The sequence below is a fragment of the Neobacillus jeddahensis genome, assembly GCF_000612625.1.
Classification (GTDB): Bacteria; Bacillota; Bacilli; order Bacillales; family Cytobacillaceae; genus Neobacillus; species Neobacillus jeddahensis.
This window is the reverse complement of sequence record NZ_CCAS010000019.1, coordinates 14,304-37,372: the sequence shown is the minus strand read 5'-3', so window position 1 is coordinate 37,372 and position 23,069 is coordinate 14,304. Positions and strand designations below refer to the sequence as shown.

Genomic DNA, 23,069 nt, shown 5'->3' with positions numbered 1-23,069 from the left:
ATGAAATATTTAGTCATTAAGTGTGGCGGAAGTGTGTTAGATAATTTGCCAAGATCCTTTTATGAGGACGTCGTTCAGATGCATGAATGTGGAGAATGGACGCCTATTATTGTGCACGGCGGCGGACCGTTAATAAATTCTTTATTGAAAAACTTACAGGTGGAAACCACATTTATAAACGGACTGCGCGTTACCAATCATGAAATATTAGATATCGTTGAAATGGTCTTAAGCGGTTCTGTGAACAAACAGGTGGTTCGAAATATTGTCGAAGTTGGCGGAAATGCCTTTGGAGTTAGTGGAGTAGATGGTGGGTTATTAAAAGCAGAGCCAATATCAGATGCGAAGACACTAGGCTTTGTCGGAGAAGTGGTCGAGGTCAATCAAAGCTTAATTGAAGGAATTATTAAGCAAGGTTGCATCCCCGTCATTTCACCCGTTGGAATCGATGATGGCGGGCAGCGCTACAATATTAATGGGGATATTGCAGCAAGTGCGATTGCTAAGGCGCTTAGCGCGAACCTTTGCTTCATCAGTGACATCCCAGGAATTCTAATCGAAAAAGACGGCAAAAAGACGAAGCTGGCCAAAGCAACCAAGGCCATAATCGAAGAATTGCTTGAAAACAAGACAATCTACGGTGGAATGATTCCGAAGGTTAAAGCGGCGATTGATGGCTTGGTTCATCAAATTCCTGAAGTAGGCATCATCAACGGTTTTGAGAAAAATAGCTTGATAGATTATACAAATGGCAAGGAAATTGGAACAAAAATTGTTTTAGAAGAGGAGATTGCATAATGGTAAACGATACTTCGGTTTCCCTCACCACACCAGTCATGGCCACCTACAGTCGCTTCCCGGTCACATTAGTAAAGGGAAAAGGGAGTTATGTATGGGATGAACAAGGGAAGCAATTCTTAGATTTTACATCAGGAATCGCCACATGTAACCTTGGTCATGTCCCAGATGTCGTCAAGGAAAAAGTCGAGGAACAATTACAAAATTTATGGCATTGCTCCAACCTCTATCACATTCCAAACCAGCAAGAGCTGGCAGCGCTTTTAACAGCGAATAGCTGTGGGGATCAAGTATTCTTTTGTAATAGTGGAGCCGAGGCGAACGAAGCAGCCATTAAAATAGCGCGGAGATATGCAAACAAAGTGAAGGGGAATCGTTCAACGGAGGTCGTTACCTTTCAGCAATCCTTCCATGGCAGGACCTTAGCGACATTGAGTGCAACAGGACAGGAAAAAATCCAACAAGGTTTTTCGCCACTCATGCCTGGTTTTAGTTACTTACCTTTTAATGATGAGGAAGCACTTGAGCAGCTTATACCACTTAAACCAGCAGCCGTTTTACTGGAACTTGTCCAAGGTGAAGGTGGCGTCATTCCTGCCAATCCAAGCTGGGTGAAAAAGCTGGACCAAATTTGTAAAGATAACAATATACTGCTGATGGTTGATGAAATTCAGACGGGAATAGGCAGAACCGGTACACTGTTTGCCTATGAACAATATTCAATCGAGCCAGATGTCATTAGTATTGCGAAAGGGCTTGGATCAGGTTTTCCAATCGGAGCGATCATTGCGAAAGAAGAAGTTGCAAAGGGATTTGAACCTGGCAGTCATGGTAGCACCTTTGGCGGAAATCCATTAGCAACTGCAGCGGGAGTAGCGACTGTAACACATATTATTAATACTCAGCTATTAGATCATGTAAATGAAGTTTCAACCTATCTCGATAGTAAGCTTCAAGTGTTGAAGGGAAAATATCCAGTCATTAAGGATATTCGTGGGAAGGGACTTTTAAAAGGAATAGTGGTAGAAACCAATGCTTTAGAAATTGTCCAAACAGCACTGGCTCATCAGTTGCTTATCTTAACAGCGGGTCCAAATGTTGTACGGATTTTACCACCATTAATTGTTACAAAAACGGAAATAAATGAATGTATAGACGTGTTGGAAAGAACTTTCCAAAGTATGGAGAAAGGAGCGTGAGTATGTTGGAGAATGGATATCTTACTTTGGAAACGGGAGAGGTATTTGAGGGCGTACTGATTGGCGCTGAAAAGGATTCTCTCGGTGAAGTTGTTTTTAACACTAGTATGACGGGCTATCAGGAGATCATCACAGATCCTTCTTATGCCGGACAAATCATTACCTTTTGCTATCCGATTATCGGCAACTATGGAATTAATGCGGTCGACAATGAAAGTATCTCTCCAGCATTAGCAGGCGTTGTCATTGGCGATCTATGTGAAACACCAAGCCATTATCAATCGATCAATAAATTTTCCGAAAAGCTGAAACAAGCAGGCGTACCAGGAATAGCGGGAGTAGATACAAGATTGCTCGTGAAGACTATTCGCAGTCGTGGAACCGTGAAGGGGGTCATTAGTAAAAGCAATGAAGCGTATGTACCATCCACAACTAAAACGCCACACTGGGTGGAGAAAGTATCAACTAAGAAGATGCAATATTTCAAAAATAGTGGTCCGCACGTAGTATTAATGGATTATGGCTGTAAAAAGTCAATCCTCAATGCCCTTTTAGAAGAAAATTGTGCCGTCACGATTGTTCCTTATCAAACCTCTTATGAAAAGATAAAAAGCTTGAATCCAGATGGGATTTTGTTAAGCAATGGGCCGGGGGATCCAATGGAATTAAAAAAATGGTTTCCAGAAATCAAAAAAATTACGCAAAGCTACCCTTCACTCGGTATTTGCCTAGGCCATCAGTTAATTGCCTTAGCCTATGGGGCCAAAACAACAAAACTAGCCTATGGACATCGCGGCGGGAATCATCCAGTGAAGGAGCTCAACACTGGAAAGGTGAAAATCACCGCTCAAAATCATGGTTATGTCGTCGTTGATGAAAGCATCAACGAGAAGGAATTTGCCGTTACCTATCGTAATGTCAATGATCAATCGATCGAAGGGCTTCACCATAAGACGTATCCGATTCAAACCGTCCAATTTCATCCGGAGGCCCATCCAGGACCAAGTGATACCGAATATATTCTAAAGGATTTTGTCAGTCAGATTGCATCATTGGGAGAGAACGTCTATGCCGTTAAATAAACAGTTAAAAAAAGTACTGGTCATTGGCTCAGGTCCGATTGTGATCGGCCAGGCAGCAGAATTTGACTATGCTGGTACACAGGCATGTATCGCCTTAAAAGAAGAAGGAATGGAAGTTATTTTAATCAACAACAACCCGGCAACGATTATGACCGATGAGGCCGTTGCTGATAAGGTATATATTGAACCACTAAACGTAGCCACGATTGAAAAGATAATCGAGAAAGAAATGCCGGATGGTGTGATTGGCACACTCGGCGGCCAAACTGGTCTGAATTTAACGGTAGAGCTTTATGAACAAGGTATTTTAGCGAAATACAATGTCGCTTTATTAGGCACCTCCGTAGAATCGATTAAAAATGGTGAGGATCGCGAGAAGTTCCGTAATTTGATGCTAAAGATTGGGGAGCCGATACCGGAGTCCGCTATCATTCACAGCATCGATGAAGGGATTCAATTTGTGAAAATGATTGGATTTCCAGTTATCATTCGCCCAGCCTATACACTTGGTGGAGATGGCGGCGGCTTTGCTTATCATGAAGAAGAGCTGGAAACAGTCCTTAAGAAAGGCTTAGCAGCAAGTCCTATTCAGCAAGTTTTAGTTGAAAAAAGTATTAAGGGCTGGAAAGAGATTGAATATGAGGTCATGAGAGACGAGAATGATACGTGCATCATTGTTTGTAATATGGAAAATATGGATCCTGTTGGTGTCCATACAGGTGATTCCATTGTTGTAGCCCCATCACAAACATTAACAGATGTTCAATATCAAATGCTCCGTGACGTTTCGATAAAAGTGATTAGAGAGTTAGAAATTATTGGTGGCTGTAATATCCAGTTTGCCCTTCACCCAGAATCCAATCAATATTACATTATTGAGGTCAATCCAAGGGTGAGCCGTTCGTCAGCGCTAGCCTCAAAAGCAACCGGCTATCCGATCGCGAGAATGGCGGCAAAATGTGCGATTGGATACCATTTGGATGAGATTGTGAACCCGATAACAGGGAATACATTTGCTTCATTTGAGCCAGCGATTGATTATATTGTGGTAAAACTACCCCGGTTTCCATTTGATAAGTTCCCAGAGGCCGATCGCACGCTTGGAACACAAATGAAAGCAACAGGAGAGGTTATGGCGATTGACCGAACCTTCGAAGGGGCCTTAAATAAAGCCATCCGGTCAATGGAAATGAATGTTTTTTCCCTATGTCTTGATAGCGATCGGTCCTTACCGGAGGAGAACCTCCATAGTCTGCTAGAAACGGCTAACGACCGTAGACTTTTTGTTCTGGCTGAGGCATTTAGGAGAGGGCATTCTCTGGTAGAGATTCAAAGGCTGACCGAGATTGATCCTTGGTTTTTGCACAAAATTAGCTCAATCGTTGCATTAGAACAAGAGCTAGCTTCTCATTCTTGGAGTTCAGTTCCAGTTCAACTGCTAAAAGAAGCAAAGCGAAACAATATCGCTGATAAATTACTTGCCCACTTGTACGATATCCCAGAAAAGCAAGTGAGAAGGAAATGGAAGGAATGGAATTGGAAACCTGGCTATAAGATGGTCGATACCTGTTCCGCCGAGTTCGACGCAGTTACTCCTTATTATTACTCGACATGGCATGGCTCTGACGAAGTAGAAATAACGGATAAGAAAAAAATCCTTGTGATTGGCTCCGGTCCGATCCGAATCGGCCAAGGGATCGAGTTTGATTATTGCTCAGTCCACGCGGCCAAGGCCATTAAGAAAAAGGGTTTTGAAGCAGTTGTCATTAATAATAACCCAGAGACAGTGAGTACCGATTATTCCATTGCGGATCGTCTTTATTTTGAACCGCTTGCGGCAGAGGACGTTCTTCATGTCATCGAAAAAGAAAAGGTGGATGGTGTTCTCATCCAATTCGGTGGTCAAACCGCGATTAATCTTGCCCATGATTTACAGGAGGAAGGCGTGACAATTTTAGGGACGACAGTGGATAATGTTGATCGCCTTGAGGATCGGAAGGAATTTTATCAACTGCTGGAGGCTTTAAAGATTCCCCATATTGAAGGGAAGACAGTATCGCATCCAGATGAACTGATCGCAGCGGCAGCGACGCTCGGATATCCCGTGCTCGTACGTCCTTCCTATGTCATTGGCGGACAATCGATGTTTACCATATTTTCAGAAGAGGAACTGTATCAGTACGTTATACAGTTGGAGAAAAATGCACAAGCCACGATGTGGCCGTTATTAGTTGATAGGTTTTTACCTGGATTAGAGTGTGAAATTGATGTCATTTCAGATGGAGAGACCATTGTTGTCCCAGGGATATTTGAACATATAGAAAAAGCTGGAGTTCACTCCGGGGACAGTATCTCAGTATTTCCACCAATCTCGCTTACCGCTAAAACGAAAGAAACGTTAATTGACTATGCCAAGAAGATTTCCTTATCAGCCCCTGTCATTGGCATGATGAATATACAATTTGTTGTACATGAAGACACGGTTTACGTATTAGAGGTCAACCCTCGTTCTTCACGAACAGTACCAATCATTAGCAAAGTAACAGGCATACCAATGATTGAGTGGGCAACAAGTGTTCAATTAGGAAATAAATTAACGGATTTATCCCCTGAGCAAGGATTAGTAGAAGAGCCTCAGTATTTTGCTGTAAAGGCGCCTGTATTTTCTTCTAGTAAATTAAAGGGAGTCGATCATGTGCTTGGACCTGAAATGAAATCAACAGGAGAGGCACTTGGGATGGGAGCTACCTATCAAGAAGCATTGGAAAAATCGTTGTCCTTCGTTCAAGGTGATGCTGACAAGAACCATATATTCTGTTCGATTGCTGATCGTGAGAAACCTGAAAGTCTCCCGATTATTAAAACCTTCATTGAAAAGGGGTATAAGCTAACAGCAACAGAAGGAACAGCGGTCTATTTTCAAGCGAATGGCATTCCAGTTGAACAAGTTGTCAAGGACGATAAAGAGGTAAATGACCTTTTCCGAAACAAGCCGATAAAGGCTGTCATCAATATACCGAATCAGGGTCGAAATAAAATGAAATTTGGCTTCCAAATACGCGAACAGGCAATCCGTTATAAAATTCCAGTGTTTACCCATTTAGATACGATCGAAGCGACAATGGGCTTGCAAAAGCAGCCTCAGACGGAGGCGGAAGTACGGACAGTTAGTGAGTATTACAATTTTGAGAAGAGAGGTGCCGTTTATGTTAGAGGCAATTAATGCAGAAGAAAAGAATGTGGCGACGGAGAAACAACTACTCGTCAATGATTTTATCCAGCTTTCAGATCTTAGTTCAGCTGAGATCCATACTTTGTTAAATGAAGCCCTAGAGTTAAAGAAGCTGCAAAAAGAAGGAAAATCTCATCCATTTCTCAGTGGAAAAGTGCTAGGAATGATTTTTGAAAAATCCTCCACTCGTACTAGGGTTTCCTTTGAGGTAGGGATGCTCCAGCTTGGAGGCCACGCGATATTCCTCAGTTCAAAGGATATTCAGCTTGGGCGTGGAGAAAGCATCTCTGATACAGCAAAGGTGTTATCCCGCTATGTTGATGGCATTATGATTCGTACCTTCTCCCATGAATCGGTGGAAGAATTAGCTGAGCATGCAACAGTCCCAGTTATTAATGGGTTAACAGATTTGCATCATCCTACACAGGTTTTAGCTGACCTCCTGACTATTCTTGAACATAAAGGGAAATTGGCGGGGTTAAAGCTGTGCTATATCGGTGATGGAAATAATAATATGGCCCATTCCTTAATGGAAGGGGCAGTCAAAGTGGGGATGGATATTAGCATCGCCAGTCCACCTGGTTTTTTACCGAATGGAAAAATCACAGAAAGAGCGATCCAGATGGGGGCAGAAACCAATAGTTCGGTGATGATTACCCATGATCCACTTCAGGCCATTAAAGATGCGGATGTCATTGTGACAGATGTCTGGACCAGTATGGGCCAGGAAGACGAAACCGCCCTTCGTTTGAAGGCATTTGAAGGATTTCAGGTTAATCAAGAATTATGCAAGCACGCAAAAGCTGATTTCCTATTCTTGCATTGTCTGCCTGCCCATCGTGGCGAGGAAGTGACCGCGGAAATTATCGACGGTTCCCATTCTGTTGTGTTTGATGAAGCGGAAAATCGACTCCATGCTCAAAAAGCAATTTTAAAATTTTTATTATCATAATAGTTTCATTTTTTACGAGTTAGATGTATAATAATTCTATTAGTTGAATAAAAATTCATAAAAGGCACGAGGGAGAAAACAGATGACAAAGGAAAAAATTATCTTAGCATACTCTGGTGGGTTAGATACTTCGGTATCTGTAAAATGGATTCAAGAAAAATATGGTTATGACGTCATTGCTCTAGGTCTAGATGTTGGGGAAGGAAAGGATCTTGAGGCAATCAAAACAAAGGCGCTCAATGTAGGAGCTATTAAAGCTTATATTGTCGATGCCAAGGAATTACTAGCGCAGGAATATATTATACCAGCCTTAAAGGCTAATTGCTTATATGAAGGAAAATATCCGTTGTCCTCTGCCCTGTCTCGACCGTTAATTTCAAAACTATTGGTAGAGGTAGCCGAAAAAGAAGGAGCAACCGCTGTTGCCCATGGATGTACGGGTAAAGGGAATGACCAAGTTCGTTTCGAAGTATCAATTCAAGCACTAAACCCAAGCTTAAAGGTGGTCGCTCCGGTTCGTGAATGGGGCATGACCCGTGATGAAGAGATTGCTTATGCGGAGGAAAATGGTATCCCCATTCCTGTTGATTTAGATAATCCTTTCTCGATTGATGCTAATATTTGGGGCCGTGCCTGTGAAGCAGGTGTGCTTGAGAATCCATGGGCAGAGGCACCGGAAGCTGCCTTTGATTGGACCAATCCGATTGAATTAACACCAGATGTTGCAGAATATGTGGAAATAGACTTTGAGCAAGGGGTTCCGGTTGCTCTGAATGGTGAGAAACTCCCACTTGTTCAATTAATTGAGACGCTAAATGAGCTCGGCGGCAAACATGGCGTTGGCCGTATTGATCATATCGAAAATAGATTAGTAGGTATAAAATCTCGTGAAGTCTATGAGAATCCAGCAGCGTTAATTCTTATTAACGCTCATAAAGAATTAGAATTTTTAACGTTGCCGCGTGAGGTTACGCAATTTAAGACCCAGGTTGAACAACAGATGGCAAAGATCATCTATGAGGGCCTTTGGTACTCACCATTAAAAGCCGCCCTAGATGCCTTTATTGACGAGACACAAAAGGTGGTTTCCGGGACCCTTCGCGTGAAGCTCCATAAAGGAAATCATATGGTTGTCGGCAGAAAATCTCCACACAGCCTTTACAATGAGGAGCTAGCCACATATGCAAAAGGTGATGCCTTTGATCATAATGCTGCGGTTGGTTTTATCAAGCTGTGGGGCTTACCGACAAAGGTTTATTCTGAAGTAAATAACAAAGAAACGATTTTAAAATAATTCGGATTGCCCTCGAATCCTTTTTCGAGGGCTGTCTTCTTTATCTTTAAAGGAGGAGCAGGATATGGCTAAGTTATGGGGCGGGCGATTCACTAAGGAAACAAACAAATTGGTGGAGGAATTTACTGCATCGATTTCCTTTGATCAAAAGCTAGCAAAAGAAGATATTGCCGGGAGTATGGCACATGTACAAATGCTGGGGGAATGCGGGATCATTCCGATGGATGATGCTAATAAGATAAAGGATGGTCTCCTCGCCATTAAAAAAATGGTCGACAAGGCTGAGGTTGATTTTTTGATTGAAGATGAAGATATTCATATGAATATTGAAAAGCTATTAATTGAAAAAATCGGACCAGTCGGTGGAAAGCTTCATACGGGACGAAGCCGTAATGACCAGGTCGCGACCGACATGCATCTCTATTTAAGAACGAAAACAACCGAACTCATTACGTTAGTTGAGGAAGTCCAGCAGTCCATATTGGTACAGGCAAAAGAAAACGTGCAAACATTGATTCCTGGTTATACCCATTTGCAACGTGCCCAGCCCGTATCCTTTGCGCATCATCTGATGGCCTACTTTTGGATGTTTGAACGGGATAAAGAAAGATTAATCGATTCCCTTAAACGGGTAAATTGGCTGCCACTTGGTTCAGGGGCATTGGCAGGAACGACTTTCCCAATTAATCGTGAACGGGTTGCGGAGCTATTAGGATTTGAAACGATTTATCCGAACAGTATGGATGCAGTTAGTGACCGTGATTTTATCCTCGAATTCTTGTCAATTGGATCGATCATTATGACGCATATTTCCAGACTTTCTGAAGAACTGGTGATTTGGTCGAGCCAGGAATTTCAGTTTGTCGAGCTTGATGATTCGTTTTGTACGGGTTCCAGTATTATGCCGCAGAAGAAAAACCCAGATGTACCCGAGCTGCTAAGAGGAAAAACGGGTCGTACGTACGGGAATTTGCTTGGGCTATTGACCGTCATGAAGGGCTTGCCGCTTGCTTATAACAAGGATCTGCAAGAAGATAAAGAAGGCATGTTTGATACCGTTGAAACCCTGGAGGGCTCATTAAAGCTGTTAGCCCCTATGATTGAGACAATGACTGTTAACAAGGATGTCATGCGCAAGGCGATTAACAATGACTTTTCGAATGCGACTGATATCGCTGATTATTTGGTTCGAAAGGGCTTGCCGTTCCGTGAGGCCCATGAGGTGATTGGAAAAATTGTCTTGTATGCCATTCAAGCAAATAAATTTTTGCTAGATTTAAGCTTTGCAGAGTACCAAGATTTCAGTCCTTTATTTGAAGAAGACATTTATCAAGTATTGGCACCAGAGCAGGTTGTGGCAGTACGTAATAGCTTTGGAGGTACCGCACCGGAGCAGGTTGAGGCACAGATTAAGCTTGCAGAAGGAAAGCTGCATGTTTAAAAGAATTGTTTAATAATATTGACATTTTCAAATAATTCAACTAGAATCTTTTTTATAACTTGGAAATTTAATGAAAAAATTATAGAACTCTTATCCAGAGCGGCGGAGGGACTAGGCCCGATGAAGCCCGGCAACCATCAAGGTATTTCTTGAAAAGGTGCTAATTCCTGCAGGTTTTTAACCTGAAAGATAAGAGGAGGAAATCTGCCCTCTTCTTATGAAGAGGGCTTTTTTCTATTCAAATTGCGATTATTATGGGTTTAAATCAAATTTTACTTGAAGGGGTGGAGCAACTCATGACTGTCAAAGTGGCAATCCTAGGGTTTGGTACGGTAGGTGAAGGGGTTTATCAGACGATACAATCGCATGCAGAAGAGCTAACAGCAGTTTTGGGAAAAAAAGTGGAGGTAGCTGCGGTTCTGATTAAAAATGACCAGAAGAAGAGGAACATCGATCCTGATGTACTAATCACAACCGATTTTGCTGATATTCTCCGTCTGCCACAGCTTGATATTGTCGTAGAAGCGATCGTTGATAAGGAGCCGCCCTTTTTATTTTTGAAGCAAGCGATTCAACGTGGTTGTCACATTATTACGGCAAATAAAGAGATGTTTGCCCATTACGGGAAAGAACTACTAACATTAGCGGATGAACATCATGTATCCGTTGGTTTTGAAGCGACGGTAGCTGGGGGAATTCCGGTCATTCAAACGCTAAGACAATTATTAAATATTAATAATGTCCAACAGGTCCAAGGAATATTAAATGGTACCTCCAATTTCATCCTCACTGAAATGCGCGAGAAACAGCAGTCCTTTGAACAAGCATTAAAATTAGCTCAAGAAAACGGCTTTGCAGAAGCTGATCCTACCAATGACATTGAGGGCTTTGATGCCTTTTACAAAACGATGATTTTAAGTAGAATTGCCTTTGGGAAAGAACCGCATTGGCACGAGGTCGAGCGGGAAGGCATCACCGCTATCACAAGTGAATTGATTGAAGCTGCTGTAAAACTGGGATTAAGATTTAAGCATATTGCGAGTATAGGCCTGGTTGGAAATCAAATAGAGGCATCTGTTAAACCTATTTTAGTAGGGAAGGAGGATCCTTTTTATCATGTGGAAGGGGTGCAAAACGCAGTCAATGTTTATTCCGATATTGTCGGGAGAATAACTCTTCAAGGACCAGGGGCCGGTATGTATCCGACGGCCAGTGCAGTCATTGAGGATTTAGTCTACGTGTGTCAAAACGCTCCATCGAAGAGAAGGATCACTTCCCCTTCCCAAGAGGAGAGCGAACATAAATCTGGAAGGCAATCTAAATGTTGGCTTATCTATGGTCAAAAAGATTTACCGTATCATCCTTTACTGACTAAACTAGCCTATGCAGCCGAAGGAGCCTGGATCATTAGGACCCACAAGGATGTGATCGAGGAATTGGCAGAAGCAAATAAGTCATTAATCTATTTTCCGGTGCTTGGTGATTACACAGCAGATTTAGCGGACAAAGCATTAATTCCCTTAGGATTTTAGAATTTTCGAAAGAAGCAGGGCTACCCTGCCTCTTTCTTTTGAGTTGCGCTTTCTAAATGAAAAGTATAAATTTTGATTTTGAGAATGGTCCAGCTCAAGAAGCCATCGGCTCGAGGTCACAAGCCAATCCGTCGAGAAGGTTAAAGAACAACCTTCCCGACGCTCGTCTTGTGCTGGTCGACGATTCCAGGCGCCTTGCGCTCTTCTTATTTGCTTACGTATTCTTTCGGTTTTTTACACGTTGGTTTGCGGCATTAGCACGTGCTTGTGCCTCAAGATCTGCATGGTCCGCAAACTCTGCTGAATACTCCACATCTTGTCCGTCTGTTTTCATATTTTTTGGAACTTGTGGAAGAGATCCTTTATTTTTATCACGAGTTTTATGTCCATGTGCTCGACCCATTAAAAAAACCCCTTTCGAATTGAACTAGTGAGAGCTGGAATTGCTCCCTTTACTAGCTTTTACAAACTGAAAGGAGTCCATTAATGGAAATATCTTTTAATGATTTTTAGAAAGTAGTTGAATCATGTTCAGAAAATTAAAGTCGAGTCCGTTTGTCAGCATACCCGCCAGCACGGTCTGCCATTTTAAATTCTCTTTGATATTTTACTTCCTGCATACTGGACAATGAATATTTACCGCCGTCTCTACTATCCTTTTTCTTCTTTTCACCCATTCTGCTCATTCCTTTCAACATTTGTTAATTGTCATCAAGCTTTGTCGTACAGGGTAAAGCACCATTATGTACTTATTTCCATTTTTACCTCTTTGGATCGGAAAGATACGGTTTTTAAGAAAATATATTTTAAAAAAAATGCTCGGGAGTGTGATAAAGTAAGAGTGAGGTGAAACAATGTGGCTATTATAACAAAAATCACCACACAGAAGAAAAATCAGGAACGGTTTAATGTGTTTATGGATTATGGTAAGGGTGAGGAATTTGCCTTTAGTGTCGATAGTGAGGTATTAATCAAATTTCAATTAAAAAAGGGAATGGAGCTTGATGAATTTTCTTTTTTAGAGGTTCAATTCCAGGACGATATCCGTAAGGCCTATAACCTAGCAATTAATTATTTAGCAAGGCGAATGAGAGCGACCAAAGAGGTAAAAGATTACCTGCTCAAAAAAGAGATTGATGAAGCTGTTATCGGAGAAGTATTACATAAATTAAGTGGGCAGAAATATCTCAATGATCAAGAATTTGCCAACGCTTATGTTAGGACACAAGCCAACACGACTGATAAAGGTGCAGATATCGTGAAAATGGAATTAAAGGAAAAAGGGATTGAACAGAGTATTCTTACCCAGGCGCTTGAGGAGTTCCCGTTAGAGCAGCAAATCGAGAAGGCTATGAAGATAAGTGAAAAGTTCTTTCAAAAAAATACAAAAGAATCCTTGAAAATCCAGAAACAAAAGCTGGAAACGCTTTTGCATCGAAAAGGGTATTCGTTTGAAGTCATTGCAATTGCGATGAATGAAACGGAAATTCCTGAGGAAGCCGATGAGGAGCTAGACGCGATTCGCTTTCAGGGTGAAAAGGCACATCGAAAATTCGCTCAATACACGGGATATGAATATAAGCAAAAAATGAAACAAACTTTGTACCGAAAAGGCTTTTCAATCGATTTGATTGAGCGATATCTTGCCGAAAATGAAAACTCATGACGAATTCTGTCATGAGTTTTTACTTTCAATAATAATTTCGGATTGATCAAGTTGATGGATGATGATTTCAGCAACTTCATTTGGTGTTCTAAAGCGGCTCTTATCCGAAACATGCGTACTTTCATCCCAAAATGGGGTATCCATGCCCCCCATATAAACAGCTTTAAATTGAATGCCGCTGCCCTCATATTCTTTTTGCAAGCTTTCTGTGAAGCCTCGCACTGCAAACTTACTCGCAACATAAACAGCCTCATTTACCTTACCCCGTAATCCGGCAGTCGAGATTATATTGATAATTTGTCCGTTCCCCTTCTTTTGTAGCACTGGCAGGATGGCTTGGGTCATACGAATGGTTCCCAACACATTGGTCTCAACCATATCAGAAATTTGCCGCTCGGTCATTTTTTCAAATGGTCCAAAATGACCAATACCGGCATTATTGACTAGTCCGAACAGGTCGTATCTTTGCCTAATCTCCTGCAGCTTATTGGAGATATCTTGATTGTTTCTTATGTCTAAAGAAAGGATGTCTGCCTTACCACTAGAATCTTCGATAGCTTGTTTTACTTCTGTTAATTTTTCAACAGTCCTACCTGCTAACAAAAGGTGAAAGCCCTGTTTAGAAAAGAGCAGAGCTAATTCCTTCCCTAAGCCGGAGCCAGCACCGGTAATTAAGATTGTTTTCATGATGGTGTTCCTCCATATTAGTTCTACCTTTATTAATTGTACAAATATTACTATACTAAAATTAAGAGAAAAAGGGGAGTGAAGGATATGCAACAGGAGAAACGGTATAGTGGAATGTCGGAACATGATTTAAGACAGGAAATTGCTGCACTGCAAGAAAAGGCGAGGAAAGCTGAGCAGATGGGAATGGTGAATGAATTTGCCGTCCTTGAAAGAAAAGTTCAAATGGCTCGAGCTTATATGATCAATCCTGATGCATTTAAACCAGGAGAAATATATGAAATCGAAGGAGATCCTGGTCAATATTTCAAAATTGATTACATGAATGGGGTATTTGCTTGGGGCTATCGTCTAAAGGGTGATGGACAAGAAGAAGCCTTACCCATCTCACTGTTAAAAAAGCTGAAATAGGAAATGACAAACCAGAGAACACGGTCTCTGGTTTGTCTGTTTCAAAAGCTACTTCCAAACTTGTGGTGATTCATCATCACGTTCTCCAGAGGCACGCATTCGTTCTTGTGGATGGGTATTGATGGTACCATCCGCTCGTTTAGATGCATATTCTGCTTTTGCTCGCGGCTCACCCTCAAGTTTGTTATTATTTTGATTTGGAAAACCTGTTTCTTTATTTCTCATGGTGTACCTCCAATTAGGGAATGAGAAAAACGTGAAAAGCATAGCATTCTCGATGCTGGCCACGTACAGATAGTATTAGCGCTTTTCATGAAGGATATGTTAAAAGAAAATGGTAATGAGGTGTGTGTATGAACGATCATCAGAAAAGATTAACGGAGATGTTATTAGCTAAAAATAATGAGCTTTCATATGAACAGGCTCGAACATGGGTTGAATTGCTATGGGATGATTTTGAAACAACCTATGCAAAAGCAGGCTGGGAATATAAAGGCAGCGAGATGGCAGAGAGAATCGTCGAACAGTGGATCATTAATTATGGCGATAAGCTCCATGAATTTGTCGCGTCCAACCCAAAATATAAAAAGTACCTAATTCAGTAAGAGCACCATTAAAAAAGCCTGAGGGTTATTCCTCAAGCTTTTTCTTTATCTATTAACTGGGTATGATACTTAATTTTTTCCGTAACTTCTGCTCACTAAATACCCAGCCTGTATAAGAACTAATTGGCTGTAAATTGCAATCTAATTGAACCACTGCGACAAAGGGATAATGACCATTACTTCGGTAACGTAAATCAATAAAACGAACTTCATAATAATCCGTATACTCATCGACTTCCCAGCGATAAACGGGTGAGAACGATAAAAAGGCCGATAAATTTTTATCTTTTTTGGCAGCTTCGATTACGGGCGTATTGGGAACGGGTACTCTGTTAAACCGATCGAGAATTTCCACGTGATCCTTAGCAGCCTTCCCCACAAAGAATTGCGTTGTATTCATCGCTGCAATTCGCCATTGATGAAACTTCATGGTCGGTGCAATAATGATTTCTGTGGCATCAGGAATGATGGCTCTAACCGCTACTAATACTCGCTTCTTTACTTGATAACGCTTGAGGTAGTAAGCGATTATAACAGCGTACATCACTAAAAAGGTTGGACCAGGATCAGCACCAGCAATCCAAATAATAATTCCGAGAATGTGAATCCCAAAAATATATGGATCGAATGTATTGATGACACCAAGGGCTACCCATTTAGATGATAATGGCCTTAGTGCTTGAGTTCCGTAGGCATTAAATATGTCGACAAATACATGAATGAACACGGCGGCAAAGGTCCAAGCCCATAAGTGCAATAAATTAGCGGTCGGAAAAAATGGATAAACCACGGCTGTAATGAGCAGCGGCCACAATAACACTGCTGGGATTGAATGCGTAACTCCTCGATGATTTCGAATATAAATAGCGTTATTCCTGAGCTTTAATATCGTGTCAATATCTGGTATTTGTGAGCCGACAATCGTAGCAATTAATACACTAGTTGACATGGCATGACTACTGGCGACAACTGGATCTAATGTCGCTAGACCGCCTAAAGCAATACCCATAACAACATGCGTTCCAGTATCCAAAGGGATATTCCTCCTTTAATAAAATCTTGTCAAAAATGTCAAATTAGCTTATCGTAAATGAACATGGTTTTTATTGTTTTCCCTTTTTTTCGTAGTGTTTAACATGGTGGAGGAATAAATGTTATGACAATTGAACATGAAAAATCTGAAAAAATCAACATAAATGCTTTTCAAAATGATTTAATTTCCTGGTTTAAGAATGAACAACGAGATCTGCCATGGCGTAAGGACCAAGATCCCTATAAGGTGTGGGTTTCCGAAATTATGCTGCAGCAAACAAGAGTAGATACTGTTATTCCTTATTTCAATCGGTTTGTAGATTGGTTTCCAACCATTAATGACCTGGCAGACGCCGATGAAGATAAAGTGCTGAAAGCATGGGAAGGACTGGGCTACTATTCAAGGGTTCGTAATCTCCAAACCGCTGTAAAGGAAGTAAAAGAGAAATACAACGGAGAAGTTCCGAGTACACCAAAGGAAATTTCCCAACTGAAAGGGGTTGGTCCCTATACGGCTGGTGCAATCTTAAGTATTGCCTACGGAATTCCAGAGCCTGCCGTTGATGGAAATGTGATGAGGGTTCTCTCACGTGTTCTTTCGATTTGGGAAGATATTGCGAAACCCTCTTCTCGGAAAATTTTTGAAAAGGCAGTTCGAGAATTAATCTCCCATGAAGATCCGTCCTCATTCAATCAGGCCTTAATGGAATTAGGGGCATTGATATGCACCCCAACGTCTCCATCATGCTTATTATGTCCAGTCCGCGAGCATTGTCAGGCATTTTTTGAAGGCGTCCAAAATGAGCTGCCAGTCAAGACAAAAAAAACGAAGACTCGTGATGTTCAGCTTATCGCAGCTATCATTACAGACCCAACAGGTAAAGTTCTCATTCATAAACGTCCTGCGAATGGACTGCTAGCAAATTTATGGGAGTTTCCTACTGTAGAAATTCACCACCCCTTGCAGAATGATCGGGAGCAGGTCATCTCTTTATTTAAAGAATCCATGGATTTAGAGATTTCTCTTAATCCAATTATTGGCCAAATAGACCATGTGTTTTCCCATTTGGTTTGGAATATGAAGGTTTATACGGGTACAAGTAATATTCCATTGAAGGAAGATGCAGTGTGGAAACTCGTTTCCTTTGACGAAATGAATGAGTACGCGTTCCCCGTACCGTACCAAAAAATGTTTAACCTATATCAAAAGTCTTTAGAGGAATAATCGCGAACTCTTCGCGTTTACTTCCTCTTTGTTCTTTTACAAGCTGAAGTCTTGAATTCAGTCATAAACAGTTTTTGTCCCATGGGTATAATCTGCTTCTTGCCGTTGGATGCCGCCGCGATTTTCAATTTCTTTAATAATTTCTCTATGAATAGTCTGGCCTTCACTATTTAAATAAGGAGCAATTTGTTGTAAGGAGTGGTGAAAAAAGGCTAGTTCACTATCGTTCCAATCCATTTTCGACATCATCGAAAGTTCCGTCATATCTCGTCCTACATACATTGTCTTACATCTTCCTCTCCATATTATTTGCCCTTAGTGTTTAATATTAATTGTGTTCTATTCATGGAAAAGCTAAAATGATAAGAAAAGTGGAAGAGACTCAAGCCCTTGTGCTTGAGCTAGACCTTAATCAAAGTGTAAAACTTTTTAATATTTAACTATGAAGGGAATAGGAAAATGACACAAAAGGTAGCATTAATTACGGGTAGCAGCAGAGGAATAGGCAAGGCAACAGCCCTTCGTCTTGCTGAAGCAGGGTATGATATCGTTATAAATTATGCAAGAAGTAAAAAAGGTGCACTCGAAACGGCAGAACAAGTAGAAGCATTAGGGCGAAAGGCATTTATTATTAAAGCCAATGTTGGTGATGTTGCGAAAATTAAAGATATGTTTGCCCAAATTGAGCAAGAATTTGGTCGTCTAGATATTTTTGTGAATAATGCAGCTTCTGGGGTGCAGCGACCTGTGATGGAACTAGAAGAATCGCATTGGGATTGGACCTTAAACATAAATAGTAAGGCCCTCTTATTTTGTGCCCAGGAAGCAGCCAAATTGATGGAAATAAATGGTGGTGGGAAGATTGTCAGTATCAGTTCTCTTGGCTCCATACGTTATTTAGAAAATTACACGGTAGTGGGCGTTTCTAAGGCAGCTCTTGAAGCGCTAACTAGATATTTGGCCGTAGAATTAGCACCTAAAAATATCATTGTCAATGCTGTTTCCGGTGGTGCAGTTGATACGGAGGCATTGAAGCATTTTCCTAATAGAGAGGAACTGCTTCAAGAGGCGAAGGATAAAACCCCGGCTGGAAGAATGGTAGAAATTGACGATATGGTTAACACTGTCATGTTCCTTTTATCGGATGACTCTAGCATGATTAGAGGGCAAACGATTATTGTTGATGGGGGAATTTCTTTACTCGTTTAATTATTTTCAGGGATAAAACTTTTTTGGATAATCTCCACTGAGCATGGATACATTAATCTCGTGGAGGTGATTACAATGGCAAAATTCAATCAACAGCCAAACAAAACTTCAGCTGGAACTAACATCCAGGAAGTAAAACAACAAAACGCTGGTGCAGGTTCTGCCGGCCAATTTGGAACTGAATTTGCTAGCGAAACCAATGCTGCTGAGGTAAGAAAGCAAAATGCAAAATCAGCACAAGGTAGTTCCCAAGGTTCATTTGGAACTGAATTTGCAAGTGAAACGAATGCACAAGAAGTAAGACAACAAAACCAACAATCTCAAGCTAAAAAGAACCAAGGTAGTGGCCAATTTGGCCAAAGCTAATTATAGCTAAAAAGAAGGCGCTCTTATTTTACATAAGAGTGCCTTCTTTAATGTTTTCACTTGTTCGACAAAACTTCCCTTTTGTCTACAGAAGTAGTCAAAGGAGTAAATCAGTTGTTCGAGAATACATATAATAGCTTAAAATAAGGCGGTGAGGGAAATGGATCATTTTAACCGATTAGTTTCCGAACAAATGGCGACGATGGAAAAATTGTTGTTCCTGCAAACAGAGCTTGAGCGGTGTCAACAAATTGAAGAAGAACTCCAAACATTGCAAAAGGCAACGGATCTTGAGAGTATTCAAAACGATATTCAATTGATGAAAAAAGAGCTAAAAGAGATCCAATTAATTTTTGAAAAGCAAACGGAAGAAGTTATAAATTCCTATCGAGAACAGAATTTAACCACTTCAATCTAGTTTATCGAATAATATTCGTGAAAAAAACGCAAATTTTTACAAAGAGCCATTGAATTACGGCTCTTTTGTTTTAAATTCTGTTCTTAACCGTTATAATAATAAAAAATGGATTTTTACTTTGTTGCCTCTTGTCGATATTTATGAATAGGTTACAAAGCGTTCAGGAATGAAGGTAGGGGAGAACATGGGCGTACCCATCGAAGGTGAACCAATGCAAATACATAGCTATAAGCACAATGGGCACATCCATCGCGTCTGGGAAGAAACAACCGTTTTAAAAGGATCGCAGCATTTGGTGATTGGTGGAAATGATCGGACACTTGTAACAGAATCAGATGGGAGAACATGGATTACAAGAGAACCTGCCATCTGTTATTTCCACTCTCAATACTGGTTTAATGTTATCGGGATGATCCGTGAAGACGGTATATATTATTACTGTAATATCAGTTCACCGTTTATTTTTGATGGTGAAGCACTGAAGTATATTGATTATGACCTAGATATTAAGGTGTACCCTGATATGACCTTTAATTTACTAGACGAAGATGAATATGAACGCCATCGCCGAGAAATGAATTATCCCGATGTCATCGATCAAATTCTTAAACGAAATGTTGAGAAATTGATTCAATGGATTCGGCAGCGAAAAGGCCCATTTGCGCCTGACTTTATTGATATTTGGTATGAACGGTATTTAACTTACAGACGTTAATCGTATCGTGTGGATGTTTTGAACCTGTTGTTGCTAGCAACAGGTTCTTGTCTGTCTTGCTATGAAAAGGGAAAGGAGGGTGAATTTGAGCAGTATTCGTAGATATCTTCAATTTGTAAAACCATATCGAATGCAAATTTTTATAACGATCATTATTGGGATTATTAAATTTTCCATTCCACTTCTCATCCCCATGCTGATAAAGTATGTGATAGACGATATTATCGGAAATAAAGGATTATCACATGACGATAAACTGAATAAATTAATACTTATAATGGGAGTAATGCTTGCCGTTTTTGTTATTCTTAGGCCGCCCATCGAATATTATCGCCAATATTTTGCCCAGTGGACCTCAAGTAAAATCCTATATGATATCCGTGATCAAATGTACCAACATGTACAGAAGTTAAGTTTTCGGTATTTTTCAAATACCCGTGCTGGGGAAATAATATCACGGATAATAAACGATGTGGAACAGACTAAAACATTTGTGGTATCAGGATTAATGAACCTTTGGCTTGATATTGCGACTATTCTAATTGCAATTATTCTCATGTTTTATATGAATGTTAAACTCACTGTTGTATCGATTTTGCTGTTTCCACTATATGCTTTTTCTATCAAGTACTTTTTTGGGAATTTGCGTAAGTTGACGAAGAGTCGTTCACAAGCACTTGCACAGGTGCAGAGCTATTTGCATGAAAGAGTTCAAGGGATGTCAGTGATTAAGAGCTTTGCCATTGAAAAATATGAGCAAAAACAGTTTGATAAACAGAATAAAAACTTTTTAGAAAAAGCCATTCAGCACACAAGCTGGAACGCCAAGTCCTTTGCTGCAGTCAATACGATAACAGATATTGCCCCATTAATTGTCATTGGCTATTCAGCATACTTGGTCATTCAGCATCAATTATCACTTGGAACGATGATTGCCTTTTTTGCTTATATTGATAAGTTGTATAATCCCTTAAGACGGCTTGTTAATTCATCGACCACGATTACGCAATCATTTGCTTCTATGGATCGTGTCTTTGAATTTTTAGATGAGAAATATGACATTATTGACGAACCGAATGCGCATGAATGCAAGGCCATTAAGGGTGATATATGCTTTGATAATGTTTCTTTTTCATACGAACAAGAAGGTCAAATGATTTTAAAGGACATTAATTTAGATGTAAAAAAGGGAGAAACGATAGCACTGGTGGGTATGAGTGGCGGCGGAAAGTCTACGCTAGTCAGCCTCATTCCTCGTTTTTATGATGTGACAAAAGGAAAAATCACCTTAGATGGAGTGGATATCCGCCAATTCAAGGTTCAATCTTTAAGGGACAAAATTGGGGTCGTTTTTCAAGATAATATTTTATTTAGCGAGTCCGTTATGGACAATATTTTATTAGGGAAGCCTGATGCGACTGAAGAAGATGTATTTGCTGCAGCAAAAGCGGCAAATGCCCATGAGTTTATATTAAAGCTGGAAGAGGGTTACAACACGAAGGTTGGAGAACGTGGGGTTAAGCTATCGGGAGGCCAGAAACAACGTGTCGCGATCGCAAGGGTTTTTTTGAAAAATCCTCCGATATTAATTCTTGACGAGGCGACATCAGCACTAGATTTAGAAAGTGAGCATTCTATTCAAGAATCATTAGAGGTGTTGGCAAAAGACAGAACCACCTTTATTGTCGCTCACCGCTTGTCGACTATCACACATGCTAACCGGATTGTCTTAATTGAGCACGGTCAGATAAAAGAAATTGGGACCCATGAAGAGCTAATGGCTAGGCGCGGGAATTATTATAAATTATTTCAAGTTCAGCAGCTTAACAATAGTGAACCTGAAGAAAATTAGATATTAATCAAGGCTTATAACGACAAAGGACCCGAAGAAGAGCCATCTCCTTCGGGTTGTTTAGTTAGGTTATCATCATGTACATGGTTTAGGCTGCTCTCTATTCATGGCTTTTTTCTTCAACCGATATTTCGTTATGATGATAGGAATGGAAACTGGTGATTAACGTATCTAAATGTTCCACTTGTTCACCGTAATCTATAATTGAGGCGATAATTTGCATGGAATGATAGAGATGTGAATTATGATGATCGCCGTAATCCTGCTGATGTTCTAAAAAATAGTCAAATAGTTCTTTTTTATTGAAGTAAACTTGCTCCACCATACAGGGAGAGGGGGTTGGAATTTTTCCAATGAACCTCAATAATACCTGTTCATGATGATAAATAAGGCTATCTAGCTGCTCTTGAATAGATTCCATGAAATTTCCTGGAAGCTGCAAGAGTTCGTTTTCAAATCGATGCAGTCTTTTTAATGTGTCGAGCGATTTTTTTGCTGTTACATTCAATTGTCTGTAAATCACGAGTTTTCGAGCCTTTTCAGGGTTATTCTTTTTAAAATAACTTCGTTCTTCTTTGAACATCGTATATAACTGCTCCATTGTATGGATGCTATCTTTAAATTTCCTTATATCTGTTTTGAGGAGCTGGTGATCATAGTCGTGTCGCGTACTCAAGCGGATCCATTTAATAATGTCCTCAGTTGTATTGACGATTTTAAAATAAAGCTTATTTTCATATTTGGGGGGCATGAACACGAGATTGACTAAGAAGGCTGAAAATACCCCGATCATAATCGTCGTGAAACGGATTCCCGCAAACTGAATAAAGCTTCCACTCTGTGTTTCCATAATTGAAATCAGAGTGACGAGGGAAAGTCCAATTGTGTTTTCAAGCTTGAGCTTAAGATTGATAATAATCACAATAATAGCGGCCAAACCGATCACAATGATGTGATTTCCCAAGATAAGGACAAATATTACAGCCAGTAATGCACCGATGAGATTTCCTTGAACTTGTTCAATGATGGTTAAATAGGAGCGATAAATGGTCGGTTGAATTGCAAAGATAGCAGCAATTCCAGCGAATACCGGAGATGGTGAATTCAGCAAGAGACCTAAGTAAAGCGATAATACAATGGCAATTCCCGTTTTTAAGATGCGGGCACCTAGCTTCATTTCGAATGGTTTCCTTTCAAAAATAAATAATGTTTCATCATATTTTACACAATGAATAACAAATATGTACTATACATGGATTACATTATATTATCAAGATAATTTTATATTCGAGTTGTGACAAAAAAGGATATAAAAAGCGCCTGCTAAAAAATAGCAGGCGTTTTATGCTACAT

At 40.4% G+C, this 23,069-nt stretch carries 24 protein-coding genes and 1 riboswitch; of the genes, 17 read left to right on the top strand and 7 right to left on the bottom strand.

The window, feature by feature from the left end:
• The 8 genes from argB (at position 1) to TY15_RS10825 (ending at position 11,530) form a co-directional block, all read left to right on the top strand.
• Positions 1 to 798: an acetylglutamate kinase gene (gene argB / locus TY15_RS10860; RefSeq protein WP_040206437.1), complete on the top strand. Its 798-nt coding sequence runs from the start codon at positions 1 to 3 to the stop codon at positions 796 to 798.
• Positions 798 to 1,997, top strand: coding sequence for an acetylornithine transaminase (locus TY15_RS10855; protein WP_040206438.1), 1,200 nt, complete (start codon positions 798 to 800; stop codon positions 1,995 to 1,997). The genes argB and TY15_RS10855 overlap by 1 nt, the downstream gene beginning before the upstream one ends.
• A gap of 5 nt (positions 1,998 to 2,002) precedes the next feature.
• Positions 2,003 to 3,079: a carbamoyl phosphate synthase small subunit gene (locus TY15_RS10850; RefSeq protein WP_040206515.1), complete on the top strand. Its 1,077-nt coding sequence runs from the start codon at positions 2,003 to 2,005 to the stop codon at positions 3,077 to 3,079.
• The gene (gene carB, locus TY15_RS10845; protein ID WP_040206439.1) at positions 3,066 to 6,302 is read left to right on the top strand and encodes a carbamoyl-phosphate synthase (glutamine-hydrolyzing) large subunit; all 3,237 of its coding nucleotides are present in this window, start codon (positions 3,066 to 3,068) and stop codon (positions 6,300 to 6,302) included. The genes TY15_RS10850 and carB overlap by 14 nt, the downstream gene beginning before the upstream one ends.
• Positions 6,286 to 7,263, top strand: coding sequence for an ornithine carbamoyltransferase (gene argF / locus TY15_RS10840; RefSeq protein ID WP_081799385.1), 978 nt, complete (start codon positions 6,286 to 6,288; stop codon positions 7,261 to 7,263). The genes carB and argF overlap by 17 nt, the downstream gene beginning before the upstream one ends.
• Positions 7,264 to 7,345: 82 nt before the next feature.
• The gene (locus TY15_RS10835; protein WP_040206440.1) at positions 7,346 to 8,557 is read left to right on the top strand and encodes an argininosuccinate synthase; all 1,212 of its coding nucleotides are present in this window, start codon (positions 7,346 to 7,348) and stop codon (positions 8,555 to 8,557) included.
• Between the two features lie 64 nt (positions 8,558 to 8,621).
• On the top strand, positions 8,622 to 9,998 hold the full coding sequence (gene argH, locus TY15_RS10830; protein WP_040206442.1) for an argininosuccinate lyase: 1,377 nt from the start codon (positions 8,622 to 8,624) through the stop codon (positions 9,996 to 9,998).
• 87 nt (positions 9,999 to 10,085) lie between these two features.
• Positions 10,086 to 10,194: riboswitch (SAM riboswitch) on the top strand.
• A 100-nt stretch (positions 10,195 to 10,294) separates the two neighbouring features.
• Positions 10,295 to 11,530, top strand: a complete 1,236-nt coding sequence (locus TY15_RS10825) for a homoserine dehydrogenase (protein ID WP_040206517.1) — start codon at positions 10,295 to 10,297, stop codon at positions 11,528 to 11,530.
• Positions 11,531 to 11,744: 214 nt separating this feature from the next.
• On the opposite strand, the gene TY15_RS10820 is transcribed toward TY15_RS10825, so the two are convergent.
• Positions 11,745 to 11,933, bottom strand: coding sequence for a YfhD family protein (locus TY15_RS10820; protein ID WP_040206444.1), 189 nt, complete (start codon positions 11,931 to 11,933; stop codon positions 11,745 to 11,747).
• A 136-nt stretch (positions 11,934 to 12,069) separates the two neighbouring features.
• Complete coding sequence (locus tag TY15_RS23595) at positions 12,070 to 12,207, bottom strand: YfhE family protein (RefSeq protein ID WP_074432803.1); 138 nt, start codon at positions 12,205 to 12,207, stop codon at positions 12,070 to 12,072.
• A 179-nt stretch (positions 12,208 to 12,386) separates the two neighbouring features.
• On the opposite strand from TY15_RS23595, the gene recX reads away from it, so the two are divergent.
• Positions 12,387 to 13,196: a recombination regulator RecX gene (recX, locus tag TY15_RS10815; RefSeq protein ID WP_040206449.1), complete on the top strand. Its 810-nt coding sequence runs from the start codon at positions 12,387 to 12,389 to the stop codon at positions 13,194 to 13,196.
• 9 nt (positions 13,197 to 13,205) lie between these two features.
• Here the strand turns inward: recX and TY15_RS10810 are convergent, their stop codons facing one another.
• Complete coding sequence (locus tag TY15_RS10810) at positions 13,206 to 13,883, bottom strand: SDR family NAD(P)-dependent oxidoreductase (protein WP_040206451.1); 678 nt, start codon at positions 13,881 to 13,883, stop codon at positions 13,206 to 13,208.
• Positions 13,884 to 13,970: 87 nt separating this feature from the next.
• On the opposite strand from TY15_RS10810, the gene TY15_RS10805 reads away from it, so the two are divergent.
• The gene (locus TY15_RS10805) at positions 13,971 to 14,294 is read left to right on the top strand and encodes a YfhH family protein (protein ID WP_040206452.1); all 324 of its coding nucleotides are present in this window, start codon (positions 13,971 to 13,973) and stop codon (positions 14,292 to 14,294) included.
• Between the two features lie 48 nt (positions 14,295 to 14,342).
• Here the strand turns inward: TY15_RS10805 and TY15_RS10800 are convergent, their stop codons facing one another.
• Complete coding sequence (locus tag TY15_RS10800; protein ID WP_040206454.1) at positions 14,343 to 14,519, bottom strand: small, acid-soluble spore protein K; 177 nt, start codon at positions 14,517 to 14,519, stop codon at positions 14,343 to 14,345.
• Positions 14,520 to 14,647: 128 nt separating this feature from the next.
• On the opposite strand from TY15_RS10800, the gene TY15_RS10795 reads away from it, so the two are divergent.
• On the top strand, positions 14,648 to 14,899 hold the full coding sequence (locus tag TY15_RS10795; protein ID WP_040206455.1) for a YfhJ family protein: 252 nt from the start codon (positions 14,648 to 14,650) through the stop codon (positions 14,897 to 14,899).
• Between the two features lie 52 nt (positions 14,900 to 14,951).
• On the opposite strand, the gene TY15_RS10790 is transcribed toward TY15_RS10795, so the two are convergent.
• Entirely contained in the window at positions 14,952 to 15,932 is a 981-nt protein-coding gene (locus TY15_RS10790) for a metal-dependent hydrolase (protein WP_040206457.1), read from the bottom strand.
• A gap of 123 nt (positions 15,933 to 16,055) precedes the next feature.
• Between TY15_RS10790 and mutY the strand changes: the two genes are divergently transcribed.
• Positions 16,056 to 17,156: an A/G-specific adenine glycosylase gene (gene mutY / locus TY15_RS10785; protein ID WP_040206458.1), complete on the top strand. Its 1,101-nt coding sequence runs from the start codon at positions 16,056 to 16,058 to the stop codon at positions 17,154 to 17,156.
• 57 nt (positions 17,157 to 17,213) lie between these two features.
• Here the strand turns inward: mutY and TY15_RS10780 are convergent, their stop codons facing one another.
• The gene (locus tag TY15_RS10780) at positions 17,214 to 17,438 is read right to left on the bottom strand and encodes a hypothetical protein (RefSeq protein WP_040206459.1); all 225 of its coding nucleotides are present in this window, start codon (positions 17,436 to 17,438) and stop codon (positions 17,214 to 17,216) included.
• 177 nt (positions 17,439 to 17,615) lie between these two features.
• Here TY15_RS10780 and fabL point away from each other — a divergent pair, with 177 nt between their 5' ends.
• The 5 genes from fabL to TY15_RS10755 all read left to right on the top strand — a co-directional run bounded on the left by fabL (position 17,616) and on the right by TY15_RS10755 (position 21,716).
• A complete protein-coding gene (fabL, locus tag TY15_RS10775; protein WP_040206460.1) occupies positions 17,616 to 18,365 on the top strand; it encodes an enoyl-[acyl-carrier-protein] reductase FabL in 750 nt (249 codons plus the stop codon).
• Between the two features lie 75 nt (positions 18,366 to 18,440).
• On the top strand, positions 18,441 to 18,731 hold the full coding sequence (locus TY15_RS10770; protein WP_040206462.1) for a gamma-type small acid-soluble spore protein: 291 nt from the start codon (positions 18,441 to 18,443) through the stop codon (positions 18,729 to 18,731).
• Between the two features lie 160 nt (positions 18,732 to 18,891).
• Positions 18,892 to 19,149: a YgaB family protein gene (locus tag TY15_RS10765; protein WP_040206464.1), complete on the top strand. Its 258-nt coding sequence runs from the start codon at positions 18,892 to 18,894 to the stop codon at positions 19,147 to 19,149.
• 184 nt (positions 19,150 to 19,333) lie between these two features.
• Positions 19,334 to 19,864: a nucleoside tri-diphosphate phosphatase gene (gene ntdP / locus TY15_RS10760; RefSeq protein ID WP_040206465.1), complete on the top strand. Its 531-nt coding sequence runs from the start codon at positions 19,334 to 19,336 to the stop codon at positions 19,862 to 19,864.
• 85 nt (positions 19,865 to 19,949) lie between these two features.
• The gene (locus tag TY15_RS10755; protein WP_040206467.1) at positions 19,950 to 21,716 is read left to right on the top strand and encodes an ABC transporter ATP-binding protein; all 1,767 of its coding nucleotides are present in this window, start codon (positions 19,950 to 19,952) and stop codon (positions 21,714 to 21,716) included.
• Between the two features lie 100 nt (positions 21,717 to 21,816).
• Here TY15_RS10755 and TY15_RS10750 read toward each other — a convergent pair whose 3' ends face one another.
• Positions 21,817 to 22,893 (bottom strand): FUSC family protein, encoded by a 1,077-nt coding sequence (locus TY15_RS10750; RefSeq protein ID WP_040206468.1) that lies wholly within the window; start codon positions 22,891 to 22,893, stop codon positions 21,817 to 21,819.
• Positions 22,894 to 23,069 lie beyond the last annotated feature (176 nt).